We start from the raw sequence: 23,481 nt of genomic DNA, 5'->3' as shown, positions 1-23,481 counted from the left end.
GGTTTCTACCCAATTTTAAGCCCCGGGGGCTTAAAATTTACTCTACGGTCACTGATTTAGCAAGGTTGCGGGGTTTATCTACATTTAACCCTCTTAGATCCGCAATATAATAGGAGAGAAGTTGCAGGGGAATTACGGTCAGGAGTGGGGAAAGGACCTCTGGAGTTTTAGGAACTATAAATTTATGTTGAGCAAGGTCACCCACTTCTCCCTCCGACTCCTCATCCACTACAGCAATTAATTCTCCTCCACGCGCGCGAACCTCTTCCATGTTGCTAATTGTTTTGTCTAATGTTTTTGAAGTAGTAGCAATAAAAACAACCGGTGTTCCCTCCTCAATCAAAGCAATGGGACCGTGTTTCATCTCACCCGCTGGATAACCCTCAGCATGAGCATAAGAAAGTTCCTTAAGTTTAAGCGCACCTTCTAAGGCAATTGGAAAATTAATACCGCGTGCGAGGTAAAGGAAATCATGAGCATCCTCGAACCGTTCAGCTACTTCCATGACTGGTTTGGTGTATTCCAATACAGTCTCCATTTTTAAGGGGATGGAGGAGAGCTCTTTGCACAGTTTCTTAAAACCTGGCGACTTCCTAATACTGGCCGCCGCATTCCCCAACCTCCGGGGTTTCTGCAGACCCAATTCCGGAGGTTTTTCCTGCGGCGGTGTGCCCATGTAATTATTCCTCAAATACAACGCAAGGAGAATCAGACTGGAAAGCTCAGTAGTAAAAGCTTTGGTGCTGGCCACCCCAATTTCCGGTCCGGCGTGCAGATAAATACCCGAATCCACTTCCCTAGCAATGGTAGAGCCAACAACGTTTACAATACCTAAAGTCTGCGCGCCCCTCCTTTTTGCCCCACGAAGTGCTGCCAGTGTATCTGCAGTTTCCCCCGATTGGGAAATCGCAATTAAAAGAGAATCCTTAGAAATAATTGGTTCGCGATAACGAAGTTCAGAAGCGTAATCTACTTCTACTGGAACCCTGCAAAGATCCTCCAACAAATATTTTCCAATTAAAGCCGCATGCCAGCTTGTACCGCAAGCAGTAATAACAATTTTCCTTAGCCTAGAAGTGTCAACATCAACACTTAGCTTAATCTCGCGGCTCTTCAACCGCCCGCGAAGATTATTTCGTACCACCTCTGGCTGCTCAAAAATCTCTTTCTGCATAAAATACTTGTAACCGCCCTTCTCAATTTGCTCCAAAGACCACCGAATCTCCTTAACCTCTTTTCCAACACAATTACCTTCAAGGTCACTAACTCGATAACTGTCTTTTGTAACCACTGCCAGTTCGTTTTCGTCTAGATAAACAACTTTCTTGGTATGCTCCATAAGTGCAGAAGCATCAGAGGCCACAAACATTTCTCCATCACCAATGCCAACCACCAGCGGTGAGCCACGCCGAGCAGCAATTATTTTATTGCTCTCTGCAAAGATAACAGCTAAACCAAATGTTCCCTCCACGCATTTTAGAGTAGAACGTACTGCCTGCTCTAACTTCTCCCTGCCCAATTCCCCAACCCCCGGGGATTGCATCCGCAAACCCCGCGGATTTTCCCTTGGGTACCCGGAAGGACGGGACTTTTCTCTATATAAAAAATTCTCAATCAAATGAACCAATACTTCGCTATCTGTTTTAGACCTAAACTCGTGACCTTTATCAATAAGCATTTTTCTCAGTGCTTTATAATTCTCAACAATCCCGTTGTGCACAATAGCAATCTTTCCCTCACAACCAAGATGCGGGTGTGCATTCCCGTGGTTTGGTTCACCGTGTGTTGCCCACCGGGTGTGGGCAATACCCAACGAACCCTGAGTATCGGAAGTTTTCAATTCTTTTTCTAAAAGAGAAACCTCTCCTTCCCTTTTTACTACGCTTATCCCCTCTTCACTAACCACACCAACACCCGCACTATCGTAACCACGGTATTCAAGCCTTTTTAATCCTGCCATCAAAATGGGTAAGGCTTGGTTTTTTCCGTTATAGGCAATAATTCCGCACATGGGAAGACGTTAAACGTTATACGTTACACGTAAAGAAATGAAATGCTTAAACATTTTTATAACCTGCTGGGTTTTTGGGCCGGGAGCGCCGGTTCCAATAATTGTTTTATCAATTTGAACAACCGGAAGCACCTCCTTATTAGTAGATGTAATAAACGCTTCATCCGCATCATCTAACTCCGCTACCCGCAGGTTACGTATCTCAATCTCAAAGCTATCTCTTGCCAATTCTAAAACCACCTCCCGTGTTAAACCTAACAGCACACCTTCTCGAGCCGTAATTAGTTTATCTCCTTTAAATAAGAAAAAATTGCCGGTGGAGACTTCGTAGATCTCGCCGTTTTTTATATAAAGAATTTCATAAGCACCAGAGCAATCTTTGCGGGAGTGATTTGCAAAAGCTTTGGTATAACACAAGGTTTTGGACCGAGGATATATTCTCTCGTGTTCGAGTGTTACCAGTTTCACGCCCTGTCGATAAAAATCTGAAGGAAGTCGGTGCAATTTTTGGGCAATAATAAAAAAATTGGGGCCATTTTCCGGTCTTGTAAAACCGTCTGGGGAAGTACCACCAGTAAGAACCATACGTACTGCCGCGTCTCCAAATTCATTTTTCTCCAAGAGTTTGTTCAAAATTTCTTTTGCCTTTTTCTTTGTCAGTGGTGGCTCAAGATCTACAGTCCGGGCAGAGTTCCAAAACCTTTCCAAATGCTTATCCAAGAGGAAGAACTTACCAGAATAAGCTCGTAAGAATTCAAAAACACCGTAACCCCGAAGTAACCCCAAATCCAAAACCCCTACTTTCGCTTGCTCTTCTGGAACAAAATCTCCATTGAGATAAAACACGGGCATTACGGTTAATGTAACGACGAAGATCAACTCTTATCACAAATCGCAAAAATATGGAAATTTAGGCCAATCTCTGGTAGCATTAAATTCCCGTTATTCCCACTAAAATGCTCCCCAATAAGGGAGCTATAGAAAACAAGGAGAAAGACTGTGCAAACGAGAAGGATCTATAAGGGACCCGGAGAAAAGCTTTTCACACGGGCAAAAGAGGACAGGAACGTGGCACTTGCGTTCACCTGCGAAGACGGTAAAAGGTATTGGATTCACCATCTCTGGGAAATTCCTAAAGATAGAGAAGACCTGGAAAGTTTTTACGGCGTGAGTGACAACCCGTACAAAGCAGTTATTGTCAGGAATTACAATCCCAAGAATACTTCCGGTCCGTACGAAGGAACAATTGAATTCACACCTAGTGTTCCCGTACCTATCGCCCCACTGATAACGAAAAATGTAACCCTAAGAGTAGTGGGTTTTCCCGAAGACCTCGATCTCTTAGCGAGCAACGCACGAATCGGTTATGAAAATCATGGGAACCCTGCTCCCATAGTTTCTTTGGAAGTGGAGGGTCTAAATGGCCTCCCCCGACTGGTTGACTTCCGGTTAAATATGCGCAAGAAACCAGGAAAGAGTGGGGAAACTATTACTCTTTGGGGCGAACTGTACGCACTCTTTTGCACCATTCCCGTGAGGGCCTACATCAATATAGAAAAAGGATCGGGACTCTTAGAAACTCAGCTGTAACGTTACCCAACCCGTGGTCGCTAACCGTTAGCACCACGGGTGCTTTTTCCTTCAAAAACCACGGAATCCATTTCCGCACCCAGCTCATTTAAATATTTTTTCATATCCCTGACCATCCCCGGCGGTCCGCACACGTAAAAGTTTTGCGAGAAATCGTCAATTTCTTCTTCTAAAAACTCTTTGTCAATATAACGATCGTCGTAACCGCAACACTCCTCCTCAGTCAGCGTCAATACTAAGTCACCCTCCGGAAACATTTCTCGAAATTCTTTTTCCAAAATCACATCCTGGGCGGTTTTATTCGAAAAAAATAATTTATTTCCGGACAAATCACCGCGTTCCCTAAGACTACGAAAAATAGCAATAAAAGGTGTAACCCCTGCACCACCCGCAATAAAAACACCGGAGCCTTTATAGTTAATCGTTCCCCACGGGTCACGCACAATCAACTCATCTCCCGGAATCAATTTGTGCAGCTGTTCGGTAACCCCACTATGTTCCGGGTATCCTTTTATTGTAAATTCGAGAACTTTGTCTTTATTGAGAGAAGTAAAAGTGAAGGGGCGGCGTTCATCTTTCCACTCCGGTTTATTTATTGAAATTTCAGTTGCTTGACCGGGAGTGAATTTGTAATTCTTCGGTTTCTCTAAAACAAACCGCTTAACATCATGAGTAACAAATTCTGTCATTAAAATAGTTACAACTTCTTCCATAAAAATTGAAGGTTAGTAGAAACTCGCCAAGTTCAACGCCCGTACATCAAATCACCGCGATAACGCTCAAGCTGCCTTTCTACACTCTCTCGAAGCTCAGTAAAGGCTAAAGTTAAGCGGTCAGAAACACGTTCGGCAAAAATGTGTTTTTTTCCCGGAAGGTGCATTTCAAAGCTAACTTCATAACCTTCCGGATGTTCACGTATCCGTACTTTTGCTGTTTTAATGTCCCTATCAAAATCTTTGAGCAGTTTATCCAACTGCGAACCTAATTTGTCTTCAATTAAGTCACGAATATGGTCATTAATTTCCATACCGTCACCTATTATTTGTATTCTCATAAAACGTTCTTTCAATCCCGCCAATTCCTCAACCTTCGAGGTTCCAAAAACCTCGAAGGTTTTTCCTTAGCGGACATTCCCTTAACTTTCCTTCCTATACCGCAGGAATGCAGCGATGTCCGGTAAATCCCTCGCCACTGGTCCCCGCCACACAACAACTTCCCCATCGGTCCTCACTACTCGTCTCACTACCCACGGTGCCAAATCAGTAACCTCTCGACTACCGGGATACTTTTGCAAATGGGGGAACTCCTCATCTAAAACAGAACCGTGCATTTCCAAATCGGGTTTCACAAAAAGCATACCAATACTTCCTTCTCGCGCTTCCCGAACAACATCCTGCCAACCCTCCACATACCGATCCGGGACTTCTCTGGCTCTGTTTAAAAACTGTTCTTTCTGTTCTTCCTGAGCTTGAGCAACCTTTTCCCGAGCATCCTTTTTCAACGCAGTTTCATCCTCAATAGTTTTTTCTTCCACAACCACCCTTGTACTAGCAGGGGCAATTGTTGGGTCATTAACTAGCGAAGGCACCAATTCCGAAAAGTTAGAAGAAGCATAAATTATTAAAAATTTATAATTGGAAGGTACCATTTTTGTCTTTATAGCTTCTTTCACATCTCTAAGAAGCTGCTCCCTTTCCATTTCTCTTCGACGACTAACCTTTTCTGATCCTGTACCATGGTACATTCCTCGAAAGTCAATGGGAGAAAATTGCTCCAAATACTCGGGCTCCTCCTTTACTTCTACTGGAACCTGTTGCTTTGTCTCCGGTTTAATACCTCCCAAATCAATACAGTATAGTTTCGCCTCCTTACCTTGAAGGCTCATTACCAAAGCTGTAGCTGCTACATTATTCATCCAAACCAGCTGATCTAGATCAAATGTTTTCCCAATCCTTAACTCTTTTCTAGGAGCACGGTTTAATGCTAAAACAAATACGTCCTCTTCTGGTATTTCACTACCTGCACCAGTTAATTTATCCAAATTAACCTTAACAAATATGGCTAAGCCCTGCCGTAAAGTATCCAGAAGATCCACTTGAGTTTGAACAGCTTTAACAACCGCATGCCGCAAATCCTTGTACTTCTTCAATTCTTGATGATTACGAAAAACAGAGAAAATATGTGACTTAACATGTTTATTAACTTCATCTTTGTTCCTACCTTTTTTAGGAAGGTATGCGCTAAGAAAAAATAAAGAAGAATCAGGAGAAGCAGAATAAGAAATTAATCTAGAAATAGTATCGGTATAAGCACCCATCTCCATAAGAATTTTAACATATTTGAGAAAAGTAAAAAAGAAGCCGGAGTAGCAGCTTCGTACTACTACTCCGGAACAGAAAAAAGTAGCTAATCCTTCGTTAACAGCACCACAGGATGAGCTCCCGCCGCTTGCAACCGCGAAATTTTGCTCTCATAAGCAGTAACTGCGGCTACCCGAGGAGCATCATTACTGTCAACATAGGCGCCAATAAGGGGTGCTACATCCAACCCATCTGCGAAAAAGACTACAAGGTCACAGTGCTTTTGCACATTCCCACAAACTATGGCAGGTCGGTTACAAAAGTCAACTACACAACCTGCCTTTTCCAACTCGAAAACCAACTCCTGAACCTCGGGATACTCTTCAATAGCGAAAACAAGAATGCGAGCCCTACTCAGGAACCGTAAAAAAAACCGGTTCCAAGCCTCCTTTAACTGCTTACCCGTATTTCTAAGTAGCGAAAACAACCCAACTCACCTCCCTTTTTCAGCTCCTATCCTTTCTTCGCTTATCTGCACTTAAACCTTATCCAAGAAGTCTTTGCAAGAACACTGTTATGTCCAATAAAGAGAATAACATAATCCTAAAACCGACTCCAAACCTACTAAACCTATGTGTTATTATTCAAACAAGTATTGAAAATTTGAACCAAAATTGAAACTAAATAATACATAAAAAGCAAGAGAGGAGAGAAAAGTGAAAAATATAAAAATAAAAGGAACCAAGAAGCGCACTACAAAAGTTCGTGCCATACCCAAATGCATCACTGAGGTAGAAACTGAAGAAGGAATTTCCTATCTGTTCTACATTAAAGTTCAATGGCACAGGGGAATAAGCAAAGAAGCAATGGTCCCTGTACCTCAGTCAGCACTTCTAGAACTGGAAGGAGACCTTTCGAAGGGACAAAGCCTGGATGCAAAGCTCGTACTTAAGGGCACAAGCATCATCCGTGCCCAAGTGGGTTTACGCTTCGGAAACAACAGCAACCAAAAAACTTTTTGGCAAAACGGTATAAGAGAACACTCCGAACCTGAATTAGCAGTAACCACCGAACGAACCGGGAAGCTCAAAATCGTTCCCACTTCAACTGAATGTAGCCTTTCCCAAATTTGCTGGGAAACCGAAAAAGAGAAGGTTACTATCTTAGACCAATACAGGGAACCCCTAACAATAAGTCTCGAGGATCTAGATGCACTTTCTAAGGCACTTGCCTATATAAATGATCGGGTCCAGACTATACAAACGTTTACGGAAAACTATGACAAGGACAAAGAAGGGTAGGACCAAACCTCATCCAAACCCCGCTCGTATCTTTTCGTGCCCAACTGAAGATATGAGCGGGTTTTCACCCAGTCCCGTAGGTTGGTAAAAATTTCTTTATTCTAGCAATTGCTTCCTTATCTTTTTTGCGATCGTACTTTTTTATATTTCGTTTTTTCCATTCTAGAACAGTCTCCAAACTAGCAAATTTGTAACCATTAATTTCCTGCGAATTTTCAAAAACCTTTTCAAACCACTCCTCATGTCCAGGCCAAAGAGTTCCCACATCAATATTCACACCATCAATAGATAGTTTATAAAGTTTTTGATTCTTGTCATTCTCAAAGTAAACAGTTTTTTCAATGGCAGAATTCTTCACATGTCCATCTAAAAGAATATCTAAATCATGCATATTCCCTAACCCCTCAAACTTCAAAGCACCAAACAGATAAAGGGGAGCTGATCCAAAAACCACAAAGTCTCCTTCCACTTTTCTGCAGAGCTTTCTCAAAATCGGTTTGATCTTTTCAAAATAATCCCAATTAATTTTCATAAAAATAAAACTATCTAAGTTTTAGAGACTGCAAAAGAAGGTGTAAAGCAAAGCCAACACAGATAAAAACTTTACCAATTAGCTTTTGTAACTCTTTTGAAATTGCTGTTTTTGGGAGCTTGGTGGCTGCTAAAACAACATTACTCTGCAATCCAGGCTCTACCAAAATGTTCTTTTCCTTCGAATCAATATTTACACCATCCGTAACTTTTCGCAACCGAACTTTTATCTTAAACTCTCCAGGTGAACTCTCTTTTTTGATTCTTGCCAACACCTCAAAATTGGCATCACCGCTACTATCTGTTTCAAGCTGGGGGAAATCAGCCCACGCTGCATTCCAAGCTAACCATTTTTTCTCGTCAGCGGAAAGGGTTCGCGCATTGTAAAAATTTTCATCCTCTGCAGCAAGAATTTTTACATAATAGAACGAATCTGACTCAAAATTTTTTATTCGCACCGTAGTTGTAAAGGGCTCGTCAACCCTAACACTACTAGGTAATTCAAACTCTATTTCCCTTTCTTCATCCTCTTCACCAACATACTCTGCGCCATAAATGCTATTTTCATGTAAAGGTGTCCCCAAAATATCAGAACCATCTGCATCTTTACCAAAAGTTACTTTGCTATTATTACTCATCCAATTAATCTTAGAACTGCCAGCATTTTCTGGCCAAATCCTTTCCATAGACAACTTTAAATCGTTGTCTCCCGCAAACCAACCCTCAGAACAATCCACCTCATCCACAACTTGCCTCCCTGAGTCCACTAACTTTAAATACTCACCACCATTTCCAAGAGCCCCCGTATAAATAAGATCTGCCTCTATATCACTAACTGTATTGTCATCTGTCCGCTCTAAAAGGAAATAACCGCCAGCAGCAATTCTGCCTGCTATTTCAATCTCGGGAGATCCATCCTCTGCCACCAGTAACCAACCATCTAAATTCAAATCATTATTCGCATTATTATAAAGCTCTATCCATTCATCGTTGTAAGAGGCGCGTGTTCCCATCCACGCAATCTCGTTAATCACAACATCTCCGGGAAAAACTTCTTGCTCTTCAGTAGCCGCACGAAGTGTTACGTGACTAAGTTCCTGAAAATCATTGTCTAGCGCAGCAACCTTAAAAACATACTCTTTCCCTTGTTCTAAACCTTCAAAATTGTAAACTAATTGGCTGCCCACAGCAATTCCCAAATCAAAACCAGAACCATCGTCAACATAAACTCTATAATAAACATTAGAAAAAGAAGATTCCCAGGAAAGTTTTATATTTCCCGTACCCGCTACCGCACTCACCGACCAATCAACATTAACTCGCTTGTCATTAGAATTACCCGCCAATAAAGTGCTCGCAAGACCCGTCCTTGCAAAGGCTTCAGGAATAGGGATAGTGGAAACAACACTGACAGAACTTTCTGTTGCTGTGGACCCAAAAAAGCAATATTCTAAAAGGGAGCTCCAAAAAGAGGAAAATAGAAACAATGCAATACACCCAACCACAAGAAAAATAATTACAACAAGAGGTTTTTCTTTTCCGGACACCCTCATCCGAAGCCAGAATACCACAACCCCCCACCGACCCCAAACCCCAACATTTCCCCTATCAACAAAGCGCTCATAGACCTCTAAGGTCTAAAAGGCTATAACAAAAGCCTTAAGAATCGAAAAAAACAGGAATAATTTTATTGCTAACCTTTGATTATAAGAAAAGGGCTAATAGACCTCGGAGGTCTAAAAGAGTGGTTAACGGACAACTACACGGTCGACGCGGGTAATGGAGCTTTTGCTGTAGTATTTGGATAGGGGAACATTGTTTGCACCTTCATACCAGGGGTCTTTCATAATGTATTCTCCGTTCTTCTTTTCCTTAATTACCACAAAGTGGGTTCCACCAAAGGCTGAAAGACGAACAATGACCGGTCCTTTTTCTAAAGCAGAATCCAAAGAACTATTCCCCCAGGACAAATCTCTATAGAACTTGAACCCGTTCACCTCAATAGGAATCTTATTACCATCACTATCTGTTAGATAAACGTACAAGTAACCCAAATCTGGGACAAAAGCAGAATCTACTAATGCAATATCTTTAGGCGTAATATCGTAGCCATGATAGGTAGCAATCATTGCTACCGAAGATACCAAACAGCCATAACCGGCAACGGAGTAGTTAGAACTGCCCAAATTATAAGTTCCCCATTCTCTATCTCGCTGGTTATAATAACAACCCCAATCATCACATTCCGTCTGCCCAGAAAGCAGAGTTGCTCCTCCCTGAGCAGTAACAAACGCCCGCATAGCTGCTAGCTCTGCCCGCGCTTCTCTTAGCAGATCTTGGTACTTTTGCTCATCATTTTTTGTCGCTGCCAGCAAGTTTTCTTTCTCTCGCCGTTGTCCATCCAACTGGGCTTTTTGTGCTTCCAAAGTTTGCTTGTAACTCTCTATCTCCGCCTTTACTTGTTCCACTTCTACTTTTTTCACTTCCAGCAAATTTTTCTGCTCAGTACAGTCACCCTTAGTAATCTCCATTTCGTCAATAAGTTCCTGATCCTTTTTCTCCAACACCCGCAAATACTTAACCCGGTCAATAAGTCGAGATAAAGTTCGAGCACCAAAAAGAAGTTCAAAGGTTGAAAAGCGCGACGATTTGTAGCTTTCCCTAGCCCGCTGCTGTAGAACACTCTTTTGCTCCTCCAAAAGTTCATCCAAGGTAAGAATGCGTTCTTCCAATTTTTCTATATCTGTATTTAGCTCCTCTAGTTCTTTTGCTTTTGCATACAATCTTGACTGGGTTTCGTTTATTCTCAGATTAGTAAGATAAATCTGATTATCCATATAGGCAATTTCATTTTGTAGTGTAGTCTTTCTTCCCCTTGCCTCGCTCAACTTATCTTCAAGCTCTTCTATTTCCTTTTCTAAATCCTTCATTTCCTCTTCACTTATACCTTCCTCTTCTTCCTCAGTCTGTTCTTCCGACTGTTCATCTGAGCTTGCACTGTCGGTATCTTCAGCCCAAAGAGAATAAGGATGCGAAACAAAAATAGTAATAGAAGCAAGAAGAAGGAAGAAGGAAAAAAGATATTTCTTTTGGACAGGCAACCCAAACATAACTAGTGTATTTTAGCACGAAATGGAAAAAACCTATACTAGCTAAGCCTTTAAGTATTTACGAGTTGCTAAGTACGCAGCTAACATACCCAGAAAAGCAGCGCCCAAAAGCTCGCCGCCCACAACTTCTAAAGCTAATACTGGGGTTACTTCTGGCAAAGGAACATCTCGAAGCAAAGACGTTAGTTGCGGATAAAAATAAACACCTAAGCCAGCAACAATAGCAAGAGAAACAAGAACAGCCCCCAGCCCATAAAAAGCTCCTTGAAGCAGAAATGGCGCCCGGATATACCATTTCCCAGCGCCAAGCAGGCGCATAATCTCAATTTCTTCTTTCTTGCTATGAATACTCACCCCAATTGCAAGCAAAATTATAAATAAGGAAATAGCAGCAAAAACTGCCACCAACACTAACCCCCCACTTCTTATAGCATCAGAAACTTGCTTAAAGTTTTGCGCTACATCTTGAAAATAAACCACCTCTTCTACCAGCTCATTGTTGTTTAACACCTGACTTATACTATCCAATTTTTCTATGTCTTCCGCCCGAATATCCAAGCTAGCCGGAAATATGTTAGCAGATATAGACTCCAATAAGGCAGGCTCGTCTTGATAATCTTGCCTATAAATCTCCAACGCCTGCTCCTTGGAAGTATAGGTTACTTCAAGAACACTAGCAGACTGCTCTAACCTAGACTTTAGCTCTAGTATATCCTCCTCCAGAGTTTCTGGCTTAAAAAAAGCTGTAAGTTGAGCACGACTTTCCAAATAATCCAAGGTAACATGTGAACTCAAAGCAACCAAAACAAAAACTGTAGTTACAAAAAAGGTTAAGGTGGTTACAAGAAGAGCTGCAAAGCTAATACCTTTGTCCCTCCAAATATTTACCAATGCTTGCTTAAAAACATTCATAAGATTAAAACACAAAAATATACAATCGTGCAAACAACAAACTACAAAAAAGCTTTATTTATCAGTTTCACCAACTAATTTACCATCTTCCAACTCCAAGGTACGTTTATCAAACTGGTCAACTATCCAAATATCATGAGTAGAAACCAAAACTGTAGTGCCATTTTTGTTTATACGCTCCAAAATTTCACAAATCTTTTCCGAGGACCCTCGATCAATATTACCTGTAGGCTCATCTGCTAACAACAAACGCGGCTTGTGAATCAAAGCACGCGCAAAAGAAACGCGCTGTTTTTCTCCACCCGACAAGTTCTGAGGGAAAAGATTCGCTCTGTCTTCCAACCCAACCAAAGAAAGGGTCTCCAGCGCACGATCCTTTGCATTTTCCTCCCCCATTATTTCCAAGGGAAGAATTACATTTTCCAGAACAGTTCGGGACGGTATTAGTTTATACTCTTGAAACACTGTTCCCAGCTGCCGACGTAACTCTGTAGCCATACTATCACTAAGACGTGGTATTTCCCAATCCTCAAAATAGAGTGTTCCCTCTGTGGGCAGCTCCTCTCGCAAAATCATTTTTATTAGAGTTGTTTTTCCCGATCCCGAAGGACCAACCACAAAAACAAAATCACCTTCGGAAACCGAAAAGGTAATTTCACGAAGAGCACAAGTCCCGTCTGGATATTCTTTTGTTACAGAATCAAAAACAAGCATAAATAAAAGAAAGTTCGAAACTTAAAATAAATTTCAAACCCAGATTTCCAAGTTTAAAACCTATAAAAATTTTAAGTTCTTAGTCGCTAGATACTCTTCGGGTTTTTGTGCTTAGAATCTCGGATTTGGTTACTTAAACACTACTCTCTCTACCTGCATTAGCTTTTTGTTGCTATCTTCTAAATCACGTATCGGTCCCTGAACTTCTGCCTCTAGGGACTCGGCAACAATTAGTTTATCATCCCCGGCTGCTAAGTAAATAATTTCTTCGCCACCCGACCCTATCAAAACATGAGTAGCGCCTCCGGGCGCACTTTGAGAAATATCAATAGTACCGGAATAGCTCTGCCAGCCTGACTGTAGATCAGAATCAGCAGAACTGTCCAAACTTGCTTGATCCTGTTTTTCTTTACCTTCTTCTTCCACAATAGAACTCTCCCAACCCTCCTGTCGTGATAATAAGCCACTTTCCATAATTTTTATTAGACTATAACCAATAATAGCTGAAAAGAGGGAAACAGCAATAAGGACAAAAATTTTTTGGGAATTACTTTGGGACAGAGTTGGCATTTAAGAATTACAAAAGGTTTAAAAACTCCTCGACTAACTACTAATTTTCTATATCTTACACTACCCCAATACCTTGGCGCAATTGGGCTTCAATAAATTCATCCAAGTTTCCATCCAAAACTTCCTCCGGCTGCTTAACCTCAACCCCTGTTCGTAAATCTTTTACCATTTTATAAGGGTGTAAAACATAAGAACGAATTTGGTGCCCCCACCCCGGAACCTCATAATCCCCTTTTAACTTTTCCCTCTCTTTTCTCCGTTTTTCCAGCTTTTTCTGGTAGAGACGGGCGCGGAGCATTTCCATAGCTCTCTCCCTATTTCTTTGTTGGGTTCTTTCCATCTGACATTCAACCCTAATTCCAGTTGGTTTGTGCTTTAACCTCACTGCAGTTGAAACCTTATTCACATTTTGACCCCCAGGACCCCCAGAACGAAAAGATGAAAATTCGATATCCTCAGGACTCAAATCCACCTCAACATCGTCTTTTATAACCGGCATAATTTCTACCAATGCAAACGATGTTTGTCTGAGATTATCAGCATTATAAGGCGATTGTCGCACTAATCGGTGCACCCCTGCCTCACCCTTTAAATATCCGTAAACATTTGAATCTTCAACTTTATATGTTACAGATTTAAGACCCGCCTCTTCTCCAGGAGATTCCTCAACCTTAGTAATATCCCATCCTTGCGCGTCAGCATAACGCTCATACATTCTAGCTAACATCTCTGTCCAATCCATAGCCTCAGTACCACCCTGACCAGCATGGATAGAAAGAAAAACATCATAAGAGTCATAATTCCCAGAAAGATAAGTTTTAAGCTCCAGGTGCGAAAGTGCTTCCTCCAATTCCTCATCCTCTACTTCATTGTTTTTCCAACCTTCCAGCAAACCCTCAACCTCCTCCAAAGCTTCTAGGTCTTCCTCCAGGATAGAAATTTTCTTCATTACTTCTTGTCCTCTTCGCCAGTCGTCCCAAAGATCAGGGTCTTCTGATTTCTCGTATAGCTCCGACAATTCTCGCCTTTTTTCCTCAATATTTAATTTTTGCTTAATAGCTTCTAAGCGTTCTACAAAATCAGCATCCATCTTAAAATTATTTTACCACAAGGCAAAGCATTCTAAATCATTGACAATTATAAGACAACTTGTTAATTTAAAGCCCCGCATAGTTAGGATCTGAAAAAGAGAGAGGAAAAGGAGAAAGATGTCAAAAAGTACACATAGATTACTTGACCGGTGCTTGGTATTTTTCGACTTGGAAACCACGGGCCTCGACCCGTTACGCCATGAAATTATTGAGGTAGCAGCTGTAGTTGCGAGACCACCCTATTTCCGAGCTTTTGGGGAATTTGAAATAAAAATCGCACCCTGCCACATTGAAACAGCAGACCCCCAAGCCCTCGAAATCAACCAATACAGCAAAAAGCGGTGGCGAACTGCTGTAGAACTCGAACATGGACTAAGGATTTTTAACTGTTTTGCTGCCAGTAAGTTGCTAGCAGCTTATAATGTTGGGTTCGACATGAGTTTTCTTATCCCTGCCCTCAATAAACTCAATATAAAACCCAAGTTCGACTACCACTACTTAGATGTGGCTTCTATCGCCTATTGGGAACTTCAAGGTAATCCTGAGGTAAGTGGTTTGGGACTAACTGAAATGTGTGAACATTTCGGAATTGAAAACAAGCAGCCCCACTACGCATTAAGCGATGCACACGCTACCCACAAACTCTTTCAAGCTCTAAAAGCTCTTTCGAAGTAGTCTATAAGGGGTTCTCGGACAAAACCGAGGACCCTTTTTTTGCTTTTACAAATCAAAACTAAGAGGAAAAGAGGTTTCTTAACTCTTGGGCTGCTTGCTCGGGAGTACCGTGACCGTAAGCCATAATCTCTGCACCAAGCTCAATACCGCCCAATTTTTTCTCCCGCGGAACAAACTCCAAGTGCCAGTGGAAATAAAAACTACCATCTCGATCTTTTTTCAAAAAATACTCAGACAAAGAATGAATCCAATAATTGTAGGAAACTTTGTTCCCAAATTTCATAGTCATTACATCGCAAGTTTTCTTCAACACGTCAGCCAGAGCAGTAACTGTATTTAAATCAACTTTTGAAAAGTTTGGCTCATGTTCCTTAGGCAAAACCAACATCTCGTAAGGCCACTCTGCCGCATAAGGAACAATAACCAAAAAATGAGAGTTCTCAAAAACTTTTCTCTTCCCCTCCTGTTCGCGTTTTATTAAATCACAGTAAGGACACTCCTTATTTTCCCTAAAATATGGTTCTGCTTTTTCCAACTTTTCTTGAATAGACTCTGGAATTTTCTCAAACACAACTAATTGCGAGTGCGGATGGGAGAGGGATGCACCTGAATTTGGTCCGTGGTTATTAAAAACAAAAGGTAGCCCTTTATCATCGTAGTGCCGACACCTAAATAAGTATGCTTGAATTATTTTTTCCGCGTGTTCCAGCGGAAGCTGTGCTAAATCAGAATAATGATCTGGGCTGTGGATTATAACCTCGTGACCCGACAAGACTGGAAATTTGTTTGGAACAACCCGCACTTCCCAGCCAGGACCGTTGGGAATTCCCCGACCCAATCTTAGTACTTCGGGAGGGGTTTTATTTTCTCGCCCCTCACCGAAGGGGCAAGATTCTGGAGTATCTAAGCTTGATTCCTGTAACCTACCACCGCCATCTTCAGAAACTATACGCCACTCGCCTGTAAAAGCATCTTCACGGTATGCACCACGGCTACGCTCTACACCAAATCTGTACCCCAATGCTTTTTGATAAAGTTTAAAATATTGCTTTGCAGAAGTACTCCAAGAAAAATCAACCCCCATTCCCGCTTCTACCAAAGACCCCCAATCTAGAACAGCTTCTTCTAACTTACTCTGGTCAGCACCCGCAACCCCCTTAAAAACTTTATAACTTAGCAAAGCTCTTTTTAAGCTTTGAATAAGACCTTTTTTACTATAATTACTGAAAGCAAAGCCGTTCTCACCGTCCTGAACCGTATCAGCTAATCCCCCCACAGCATGTACTACGGGAACCGCACCATAACGCATTCCCATCATTTGCGGCAAACCGCAAGGCTCAAATTTAGAAGGCATGAGGATAACATCTGCACCAGCAAAAATGCGCCGGGCTAACTGCTTGTCAAATTTGATCTGAGCAGAAAAATTATCATGGTTTTTATCCAACTTCTGAAACTTTTTCTCCCACTCTGGATCACCAATCCCCAAGAGAACAAACTGCAAATCCAATGATTTTAAACCTCTCCATGCTTTATAAATCAAATCTAACCCCTTTTGATCAGGATCTAGCCGCCCAACAAACCCAACCAGTAACTTGTCCGGATTCTCTTCTAAACCCACAGCCTGCTGCAAACCTTCTTTATTTTTAGCTTTGCCATCCCTCCAGTTAGCAATAGTATAATTTGCAAATATTTTTCCATCTTTCTCCGGGTCAAAAGATTCTGTATCAATCCCATTTAAAACACCAAAAATTCTTGCTTTGCGGGAACGTAAAACCTCATCCAAACCCTCGCCAAATTCGGAAGTTAAAATCTCCTTAGCGTAAGTAGGAGAGACAGTATTTATCACATGCGCCTTAGCAATGCCCACTAATAGAAAATCAATGTTATCATCTTGAGCATCCCAAGAAAGGAGGCGTGAGTTTTCAATAGAAAGACCTGTTTCCGAAAAAAGGTCTAAGCTAGAAATACCTTGATAAGAAAGATTGTGAACAGTAAGAAGGATAGCAGGAGAGGGCTCTAATTCTTCTACATACTTAGGAATAAGCCCTGTATGCCAATCATTCAAGTGCAACACATCCGGCTTCCAATATTGTTCTTGCTCTAACCAAGAAACTACAGCACGGTCAAAAAAAGCAAATCTTCGGATCTCCCCATCCAAACCAGTAAAAGCTTCTGTACCTCCGCTAAACAAATACTTATCATTTTCAAAAAGAAGTACCATAACATCTGTTCCCGGAAGCAGTGTTTGCCATACTGCAGTTTTGTGTGTTTCATCTGCAAAAGGCACCTCAATCTCACCCATTTTTTCAAAGGAAAACTTTTCCCTTTCTATCACATCATAAAAGGGAATTGCCACACGAACTTCCACACCTAACCTGGAAAGAGCTTTGGGAAGTGCAGCAGAAACATCACCCAATCCACCAATCTTGACAAATGGGTCACATTCTGAAGAGCAATAAAGTACTTTCATAATTTAACAAATTAATAAACACTAGGAGAATTTAAGAGGACTAAATTACTCAGCTCAAAAGCCAATAAGAGTAACACCCAAGACCAAAAGCAACACGGAAGCCAGCACTGTTATCCAAGTCTCTTTACCCCCAGTAGGCGGTACCTCTATTTCCTCCTCTTCCTCTTCAACTGGCTGCTCACCTTCGATAGTTACATCAATAGCAGCATCGTCACTTTGATCATTTTCCCTAAGAGTGGCAGTATTTACAGAACTGTAACTACCCTCAGCAAGATCAGACGATAGCGTTGAACTAAACTCAACTATTACACCGTCATCTTCAGTAGAATTGGCAGGAACAGTGCCAAACCGCAAATCCTCGTCAACAGTACCATCCAAACCAGAATCACCTTCAAACATTTGATAAATATTAGAACTGGTGTAAACATCCGAAACTCTTACATCCTCTGCATCCACATTTCCCGTATTCCAAACCACAACTCGCCACTCAACTACAGACCCTATATCAACTGTTGTCCGATCATCATACCATCGTTCGCCGCCCTCTTGGCGAACATATTTCTTAATGTGCAGCGCATACTCCCCCGAAGGAGTAACTTCAATACTAGCACTGTCTGAACCGCCTTGATCTAACATTCCTGTATTTGTAGAAAGATAAGTATTGGTTCCTAAATCTTGAATCAAAGAATCGTTATCCTTAACTACTGCAGTAAATGTTTGGTAAAGATTTGAATCAGCAAAAGACTCTTCCTCTGTTCCATTAGCAGGAATAGTTCCCCAATTGAAAGATGGTCCAGCACCATCAGGGCTACTACCATCAAAAGTTTCATAAATATCTTGCTGATCATAAGAATCTGTAGAACTGGCTTCAACGTCTGCCGTCCTACTATTCCAAACCACAAGCTTCCACTTAACCGTAGATTGGGGATCAACTGCTAAGGTTCCTACTTCAACTTCAGATAAAGAGCTTGTTGTATCGGAATACCAGGCAGTTGTGCACTCCCCACTAGTATCTATTTCACAAACATATTTTTTAATTTGAAGATCAGACTCACCCTCAACTCCAACACGAATACTAGCTGAATCAGAAAGGTCGTAATCAGTCACATAAGCTGTGTTTTGAGATAAATGTGAACCAGCACCAGCGCTTTCTAGCAATGGATCCTCCGCTAAAACAACAGCTTCAAACTCCCGTGACAAATCGGTAGATTCAAAAGCTTCCTCCTCTGAACCGCCAGCAGGAATAACAGAGGGCCAATCTTGATAAGTAGGTCCAGTTCCAGTAGGTTCTGCTCCAGCAAAAGAGCTGTAAATCTCACTAGCTGTATAATCATCTGTAGTCTCAGAAACAGATATATCCTCACCACCAGAATTCCACAGTACTATCTTCCAAACTACAGTAGTACCTGGATCCACGGGAAGGGTACCCACAGTTACATTAGAAAGAGTTGTTTCTGTATCAGTGTACCAAGCATCTGTACCTTTAACCTTTACATACTTCTTTATCTTAAGGTCTGGTTCTGTAACTGTAAAAGTAAGGGTGCAATTCTCGCCACCACCAAAAGAAGCTTCGGTTGGTTCGGGCTCAGTAGTAGTATCTGGTCGGGAAATTTTCCAGGCTAAAAACACAGCTCCTACCGCCAAAAAAACAGTTCCCAACACAACCAAAATTGTAGTTAAAGTTTTTCTATTCATAAGAACAATTACTTACTAAGGCGACGGTGTTGCGTAATTAGTACACTGCACAGTACCTTGAACATTAGCGCAAACTCTACTTGCTACTCCCCATGTACCTGTTTTGTCAATCACAATAGGAGCATCGCTAGAACTAGCAGGATAAGTAGCACTCCAGGTAGGACCTTGTCCCGCTACATCAACAGAGAATGGGCTCCCCGCAATTTGCTCGTTCTCTTGAAAACCATCAAAAGCTGAGCCAACCTTAGGATCAAGATAAACTTTAAAATCAATACGGACAATAGGATAAGGGTTATCTCGCTGATCCTGGTAAGACCAACGGCTGCTTCCTTGGCAAGTAATGCTAACAGAATCACCAAGCTCAATTTCAGAAGGCGAGGGAGAAATAGTTAAATCATCACAAGTAATATCTTCTTCTGGGAAGGGGGCGAGATCCAAAGCTAGTACACAACCCCCACCATCCGCAGTGCAAGTATCCTGGTCATCGCAACCGGAAGAACCAACATCGTTACTCACCTTTACCCATGCGTAGTGTGTACTTGGCTGATATGTATCATTAGTAAGACTAGTAAGATCCCAAACAGCTTTATTATCACCGGACGCTGCATTAGGATCAATTGAACCCGCATCAGAACCCCAAGTATAAGAAAGAGCCCCACCATCTCCTTGAGTAGCCTGAACAGTCAAGGTAACTGTCCCCCCAAAATAGGGAAGTCCGGTAGGCTCCGCGGTAATGTTATTGCATCGTGGCCCAGTAAGCTCTTCCTCCTCACAGTACTGGTCACCAATTTCCCAAAGCACTGCATCATTAGAAACATTGGGATTTCCCACCGCCCCATCAGTTTGCCCTACAGGACAATCGGGGGGAGCTCCCCCAAAATCCGCATGTAAACACATTGTTTTCCAATAATCATCGGAGTCAATAGTGAACTCTTTTTTGACGGGGTTGTCACTGCAACCAATTTCTGGATCAAAGCCGTCATAACAATGATAGCGAGTAAACCCTACTGGTTGCCCATGGCAATTTTCGGCGTGCACTGTCAAACATGCTTGTTCAATAGTTATTTCTTGACCATTATAAGTAAATGTTTCTGATCCATCAGCCCAAGAAACCTTACATTCTTCTGGCGCAGGTTCGCTAGACCGACAGGCACCATCAATACACTCTTCGCCTTGAGCTGTACAATCCTCAACCCAACCAAAATGCCCGTCATCACAAGTATTACCAGCCCCACAAAAATCACAACACCTACCCCAAGCTTTCAAACAGTCGCCGTGGCATTCATAATTCGAAACATCACACAAGTCAGGCTTATCCCCCCCACAATAGTCAGAGAGCTTTGTTCCTGTGCAGCCAGCTGCCGAAGCGGGAGTTTCGCTTACTGGCTCTTCAGTTTTTTGCAATCTCCACGCAAGAAAACCAGCAGTTCCACCCAAAAGAAGAGTAAAAGCTACAGTAACACCTACTAGTACTTTTTTACTTCGCAATAAGGAAAAAATGTTCCCAAAAAAGGAACCAGAAGATTTGGATTCAGTTTCCGGATCAGAAAAAGATATATTTTCCATGGACAGGGCCTATCCTAATATAAACTAGGTTCAAGCTAGCATATTATGGAAATCGGCGCAAGGAAATTAGCACCCTAAATGGTAAGCGCAGTCTTTCCTTTTGTACAATGTTTAATTAAGATTAACGACCACAACAATGCTTATATTTCTTGGGAGTACCGTCTGGATATGTTGCACCACAAGGACAGGGGTCATTCCTCCCCGGCTCTTCCTCTTTCTCAATCGGCTTAAGCTTCTTTCTTTGCCCACCAGCCGCAGGAGAAGCCCCGGGGGCTGAGGAATGCGGCTGCCCTGACAAAGCAGCTTTCTCATCCCTAACCCCTAGCTCCGGTTTCTCGTGCTGAAGCTGAATTCGGCGCGGCATTTTGGGAGCAGAAATCTCATCAGGCGAAGAAATTCTCACACGTACTAGCCGTTCGGCAGTGTTAGAATAAATATCCCTCATTAGTTTTTCAAAAAGTTCTCGCGCTTCTCTTTTATATTCCACCAACGGATCACGGCGGGCGTGTCCCCGCAAGCCAATTCCCTCCCGCAAATCAGTAAGAGTATCAATATGCTCCATCCAAAAAGTATCAACAACTCCCAAAGAAATTTCCTTCACAATTTCAAACCATGTCTCGCCCAATTCTTCTCGGCGTGTTTCCCAAACTTCAGGTAAATCATCACTATAACTTTCAAGCTTTTCGAGAAGCCAATCCAACCGCTTTTCCCCCTCCGCACCCCCAGAATTTTCAACCGCTGATAATATTCTCCTTCTCAACTTGTAAACAATCTCCCGCTGGACATTAGCAACATCATCATACTCTACAAGATGCTTTCGAATATCAAAATTGTAACCCTCCACCTTCTTTTGAGCTCTTTCAATAGAACCAGACACCATAGGATGCTCCAAGGGAACATCCTCCTCCATCCCAAATCTATCCATTAATGCTTTTACCCTATCTCCACCAAAAATACGCATTAAGTCATCTTCCAGAGAAACAAAAAATTGGCTTGAGCCTGGATCCCCTTGCCTACCTGCACGCCCACGCAACTGGTTATCAATCCTTCTTGCCTCGTGCCGCTCCGTACCAACAACATGTAGCCCACCCAAATCCAAGACCTGTTCTTGCTCTTCTCTATCAACTGGATCTCCACCTAATTTAATATCCACACCCCGACCAGCCATGTTAGTAGCTACAGTAACGGATTTAGGACGACCAGCCTGGGCAATAATCTCAGCCTCGCGCTGGTGATTTTTTGCATTCAAAATTTCGTGGGGAACATGTTTTCTTTCTAATAAGCTATGCACTAGCTCGTTCTTTTCTACCGATGTAGTTCCCACCAACACAGGTTGACCGCGCTCATAGCACTCTTCTATTTCCCCTACTACTGCTCGCCATTTTGCTGACTTAGTTTTATAAACTAAGTCTGATCGGTCGTCTCTAATAACTGGTTTGTGAGTAGGAATAGCAATTGAATCTAATCCATAAATTTTCTTAAACTCTTCTGCCTCCGTCATTATGGTTCCGCTCATGCCCGCAAGTTTGTCGTACATCCGAAAATAATTCTGAATTGAGATAGTTGCTAAAGTTTGGGATTCTTTCCTAATAGGAACACCCTCCTTAGCTTCAATTGCCTGATGCAAACCCTCACTATAACGGCGCCCCAGCATTAACCTACCAGTAAATTCATCCACAATTATTACTTGCCCCTCTTTCACAATATAATCCACATCCCTTTCAAACAAAGTGCGGGCTCGTAGCGCTTGCTCTACGTGGCGCACAGTTTCAAAATCCTGCTCGTAAAGATTATCAACCCCTAGCTTGCGTTCTACCTTGCGTAACCCAAGCTCTGTAAGGTTAGCTGTCTTTTCCTTTTCATCCACCTCAAAATCGGTCCCCGAAACCAAGCCCTCAGTTAATTTTGCAAATTCATAATATTTTTCAGTTGCTTCCTCTCTTGGAGCAGAAATAATAAGAGGTGTTCTTGCCTCATCAATTAAGATAAAGTCTACTTCGTCCACAATAGCAAAATTGTGAGCTCCCACATCATCGTTAGAATTAGTTTGCACCATTCCGGAAAAACTGTGCGCCATATTATCTCTTAAATAATCAAAACCAAATTCATTGTTCGTACCATAAGTTATATCTGCTTGGTAGGCTTCTCTTCTCTCAACAGGACGAAGATGCTGAAGTCGGGGATCGTGTTCCGAATCATCTACGTAAGAAGGATCTAAAATAAAAGCGTTGTCATGTACAATACAACCAATTTCCAAACCTAAAAAGTGCAAAGTTTGACCATACCAGCCAGCATCACGCCTAGCTAGATAATCGTTAACTGTAATCATATGACACCCCTTACCTTCCAAAGCATTAAGGTAAAGTGTAAGAGCTGAGGTTAAAGTTTTACCCTCACCAGTCTTCTGCTCTGCTGCTTTTCCTTGGTGGAGCGAAATAGCAGCCATAAGCTGAACATCATAAGCACGCTCGCCTTGTTTCCTTCGAATTGCTTCTCGGACAACCGCAAAGACTTCCGGTAGTAAATCATCTAAAGTTTCTCCTTTTTCTAAACGCTTCTTAAACTCAGGTGTCTTTGCCTGCAGTTTCTCGTCAGAAAGAGGCTTAATCTCGCTCTCGAGTTGGTTTATCTCCTCTACTACAGGTGTAAGCTTGTTTAATTGTTTCTCGTTAGAATCAAAAAGATTCCCCAAAAATCCAAACACAATCAGCCTCAATTCTATCACGAACCCACTTACCTTTAAACCGGCCGAGGATAAAAGCCGCCGCGCGTGCCACCCTGCACCCGGGCTTTTTCTAATTTTTTTTACCTTGAAGACTGAATTTGGCATTTTTTATTAAAAGGGAGTGGTCCTAGAACCACACTTATAATACAGACAAAAGAACCACCATATATTAAATAACTACAAGATAAAGCTATAGTCTACAATATTAATTTGTGGTAAT

The 23,481-nt window shown here is 42.0% G+C and carries 20 protein-coding genes; 3 read left to right on the top strand and 17 right to left on the bottom strand.

All coding sequences use genetic code 11. The annotated features are described in order from the left end of the window. Positions 1-37: 37 nt before the first annotated feature. Together glmS and U9M98_02575 are read right to left on the bottom strand one after the other, a co-directional pair. Positions 38-2,011: a glutamine--fructose-6-phosphate transaminase (isomerizing) gene (gene glmS, locus U9M98_02580; protein ID MEA2020582.1), complete on the bottom strand. Its 1,974-nt coding sequence runs from the start codon at positions 2,009-2,011 to the stop codon at positions 38-40. A gap of 9 nt (positions 2,012-2,020) precedes the next feature. After that, the gene (locus tag U9M98_02575; GenBank protein ID MEA2020581.1) at positions 2,021-2,863 is read right to left on the bottom strand and encodes an aminotransferase class IV; all 843 of its coding nucleotides are present in this window, start codon (positions 2,861-2,863) and stop codon (positions 2,021-2,023) included. 147 nt (positions 2,864-3,010) lie between these two features. Between U9M98_02575 and U9M98_02570 the strand changes: the two genes are divergently transcribed. Continuing rightward, on the top strand, positions 3,011-3,601 hold the full coding sequence (locus U9M98_02570) for a hypothetical protein (GenBank protein ID MEA2020580.1): 591 nt from the start codon (positions 3,011-3,013) through the stop codon (positions 3,599-3,601). A 20-nt stretch (positions 3,602-3,621) separates the two neighbouring features. Here the strand turns inward: U9M98_02570 and U9M98_02565 are convergent, their stop codons facing one another. The 4 genes from U9M98_02565 to U9M98_02550 form a co-directional block, all read right to left on the bottom strand. Continuing rightward, on the bottom strand, positions 3,622-4,314 hold the full coding sequence (locus tag U9M98_02565; GenBank protein ID MEA2020579.1) for an FAD-binding oxidoreductase: 693 nt from the start codon (positions 4,312-4,314) through the stop codon (positions 3,622-3,624). Positions 4,315-4,346: 32 nt separating this feature from the next. After that, on the bottom strand, positions 4,347-4,655 hold the full coding sequence (locus U9M98_02560) for an HPF/RaiA family ribosome-associated protein (protein MEA2020578.1): 309 nt from the start codon (positions 4,653-4,655) through the stop codon (positions 4,347-4,349). 81 nt (positions 4,656-4,736) lie between these two features. Then, positions 4,737-5,918 carry a hypothetical protein gene (locus U9M98_02555; GenBank protein MEA2020577.1) on the bottom strand — a complete coding sequence of 394 codons (1,182 nt, stop codon included), beginning with the start codon at positions 5,916-5,918 and terminating at the stop codon, positions 4,737-4,739. A gap of 89 nt (positions 5,919-6,007) precedes the next feature. Then, complete coding sequence (locus U9M98_02550; protein ID MEA2020576.1) at positions 6,008-6,388, bottom strand: hypothetical protein; 381 nt, start codon at positions 6,386-6,388, stop codon at positions 6,008-6,010. A gap of 229 nt (positions 6,389-6,617) precedes the next feature. Between U9M98_02550 and U9M98_02545 the strand changes: the two genes are divergently transcribed. Further along, positions 6,618-7,202 (top strand): hypothetical protein, encoded by a 585-nt coding sequence (locus tag U9M98_02545; protein ID MEA2020575.1) that lies wholly within the window; start codon positions 6,618-6,620, stop codon positions 7,200-7,202. A gap of 64 nt (positions 7,203-7,266) precedes the next feature. Here the strand turns inward: U9M98_02545 and U9M98_02540 are convergent, their stop codons facing one another. The 7 genes from U9M98_02540 to prfB all read right to left on the bottom strand — a co-directional run bounded on the left by U9M98_02540 (position 7,267) and on the right by prfB (position 14,129). Beyond that, positions 7,267-7,734, bottom strand: a complete 468-nt coding sequence (locus U9M98_02540) for a hypothetical protein (GenBank protein ID MEA2020574.1) — start codon at positions 7,732-7,734, stop codon at positions 7,267-7,269. Between the two features lie 10 nt (positions 7,735-7,744). Then, on the bottom strand, positions 7,745-9,286 hold the full coding sequence (locus U9M98_02535) for a lamin tail domain-containing protein (GenBank protein ID MEA2020573.1): 1,542 nt from the start codon (positions 9,284-9,286) through the stop codon (positions 7,745-7,747). Positions 9,287-9,481: 195 nt separating this feature from the next. Beyond that, positions 9,482-10,843 carry a hypothetical protein gene (locus U9M98_02530; GenBank protein ID MEA2020572.1) on the bottom strand — a complete coding sequence of 454 codons (1,362 nt, stop codon included), beginning with the start codon at positions 10,841-10,843 and terminating at the stop codon, positions 9,482-9,484. A 42-nt stretch (positions 10,844-10,885) separates the two neighbouring features. Then, positions 10,886-11,755 (bottom strand): permease-like cell division protein FtsX, encoded by an 870-nt coding sequence (locus U9M98_02525; GenBank protein MEA2020571.1) that lies wholly within the window; start codon positions 11,753-11,755, stop codon positions 10,886-10,888. A 54-nt stretch (positions 11,756-11,809) separates the two neighbouring features. Continuing rightward, on the bottom strand, positions 11,810-12,469 hold the full coding sequence (locus tag U9M98_02520) for an ATP-binding cassette domain-containing protein (protein MEA2020570.1): 660 nt from the start codon (positions 12,467-12,469) through the stop codon (positions 11,810-11,812). Positions 12,470-12,598: 129 nt separating this feature from the next. Beyond that, the gene (locus tag U9M98_02515; GenBank protein ID MEA2020569.1) at positions 12,599-13,039 is read right to left on the bottom strand and encodes a hypothetical protein; all 441 of its coding nucleotides are present in this window, start codon (positions 13,037-13,039) and stop codon (positions 12,599-12,601) included. Positions 13,040-13,094: 55 nt separating this feature from the next. Further along, positions 13,095-14,129: a peptide chain release factor 2 gene (gene prfB, locus U9M98_02510; GenBank protein ID MEA2020568.1), complete on the bottom strand. Its 1,035-nt coding sequence runs from the start codon at positions 14,127-14,129 to the stop codon at positions 13,095-13,097. A gap of 118 nt (positions 14,130-14,247) precedes the next feature. Here prfB and U9M98_02505 point away from each other — a divergent pair, with 118 nt between their 5' ends. After that, positions 14,248-14,805, top strand: coding sequence for a 3'-5' exonuclease (locus U9M98_02505; protein ID MEA2020567.1), 558 nt, complete (start codon positions 14,248-14,250; stop codon positions 14,803-14,805). A gap of 58 nt (positions 14,806-14,863) precedes the next feature. Here U9M98_02505 and U9M98_02500 read toward each other — a convergent pair whose 3' ends face one another. The 4 genes from U9M98_02500 to secA all read right to left on the bottom strand — a co-directional run bounded on the left by U9M98_02500 (position 14,864) and on the right by secA (position 23,366). After that, positions 14,864-17,275: a glycogen/starch synthase gene (locus tag U9M98_02500; GenBank protein MEA2020566.1), complete on the bottom strand. Its 2,412-nt coding sequence runs from the start codon at positions 17,273-17,275 to the stop codon at positions 14,864-14,866. Between the two features lie 54 nt (positions 17,276-17,329). Next, positions 17,330-18,970 (bottom strand): hypothetical protein, encoded by a 1,641-nt coding sequence (locus U9M98_02495; GenBank protein ID MEA2020565.1) that lies wholly within the window; start codon positions 18,968-18,970, stop codon positions 17,330-17,332. Positions 18,971-18,985: 15 nt separating this feature from the next. Continuing rightward, a complete protein-coding gene (locus U9M98_02490; GenBank protein ID MEA2020564.1) occupies positions 18,986-20,536 on the bottom strand; it encodes a hypothetical protein in 1,551 nt (516 codons plus the stop codon). A gap of 121 nt (positions 20,537-20,657) precedes the next feature. Beyond that, the gene (gene secA / locus U9M98_02485; GenBank protein ID MEA2020563.1) at positions 20,658-23,366 is read right to left on the bottom strand and encodes a preprotein translocase subunit SecA; all 2,709 of its coding nucleotides are present in this window, start codon (positions 23,364-23,366) and stop codon (positions 20,658-20,660) included. Positions 23,367-23,481: the final 115 nt, after the last annotated feature.

This window comes from Patescibacteria group bacterium, assembly GCA_034659915.1.
Lineage (GTDB): Bacteria > Patescibacteriota > WWE3 > JAUXAW01 > JAYEID01 > JAYEID01.
Note: the sequence above shows the minus strand (reverse complement) of the source record. Positions and strands in the feature narration are given on the sequence as shown.

Coding starts and splice junctions, on each gene's coding strand:
- U9M98_02555 (MEA2020577.1), bottom strand. CDS start 5,918: ATGGGTGCTTATACCGATACTATTTCTAGATTAATTTCTTATTCTGCT.
- U9M98_02490 (MEA2020564.1), bottom strand. CDS start 20,536: ATGGAAAATATATCTTTTTCTGATCCGGAAACTGAATCCAAATCTTCT.
- U9M98_02530 (MEA2020572.1), bottom strand. CDS start 10,843: ATGTTTGGGTTGCCTGTCCAAAAGAAATATCTTTTTTCCTTCTTCCTT.
- secA (MEA2020563.1), bottom strand. CDS start 23,366: ATGCCAAATTCAGTCTTCAAGGTAAAAAAAATTAGAAAAAGCCCGGGT.
- prfB (MEA2020568.1), bottom strand. CDS start 14,129: ATGGATGCTGATTTTGTAGAACGCTTAGAAGCTATTAAGCAAAAATTA.
- U9M98_02520 (MEA2020570.1), bottom strand. CDS start 12,469: ATGCTTGTTTTTGATTCTGTAACAAAAGAATATCCAGACGGGACTTGT.
- U9M98_02505 (MEA2020567.1), top strand. CDS start 14,248: ATGTCAAAAAGTACACATAGATTACTTGACCGGTGCTTGGTATTTTTC.
- U9M98_02540 (MEA2020574.1), bottom strand. CDS start 7,734: ATGAAAATTAATTGGGATTATTTTGAAAAGATCAAACCGATTTTGAGA.
- U9M98_02535 (MEA2020573.1), bottom strand. CDS start 9,286: ATGAGGGTGTCCGGAAAAGAAAAACCTCTTGTTGTAATTATTTTTCTT.
- U9M98_02565 (MEA2020579.1), bottom strand. CDS start 4,314: ATGGAAGAAGTTGTAACTATTTTAATGACAGAATTTGTTACTCATGAT.
- U9M98_02560 (MEA2020578.1), bottom strand. CDS start 4,655: ATGAGAATACAAATAATAGGTGACGGTATGGAAATTAATGACCATATT.
- U9M98_02525 (MEA2020571.1), bottom strand. CDS start 11,755: ATGAATGTTTTTAAGCAAGCATTGGTAAATATTTGGAGGGACAAAGGT.
- glmS (MEA2020582.1), bottom strand. CDS start 2,011: ATGTGCGGAATTATTGCCTATAACGGAAAAAACCAAGCCTTACCCATT.
- U9M98_02495 (MEA2020565.1), bottom strand. CDS start 18,970: ATGAATAGAAAAACTTTAACTACAATTTTGGTTGTGTTGGGAACTGTT.
- U9M98_02500 (MEA2020566.1), bottom strand. CDS start 17,275: ATGAAAGTACTTTATTGCTCTTCAGAATGTGACCCATTTGTCAAGATT.
- U9M98_02515 (MEA2020569.1), bottom strand. CDS start 13,039: ATGCCAACTCTGTCCCAAAGTAATTCCCAAAAAATTTTTGTCCTTATT.
- U9M98_02575 (MEA2020581.1), bottom strand. CDS start 2,863: ATGCCCGTGTTTTATCTCAATGGAGATTTTGTTCCAGAAGAGCAAGCG.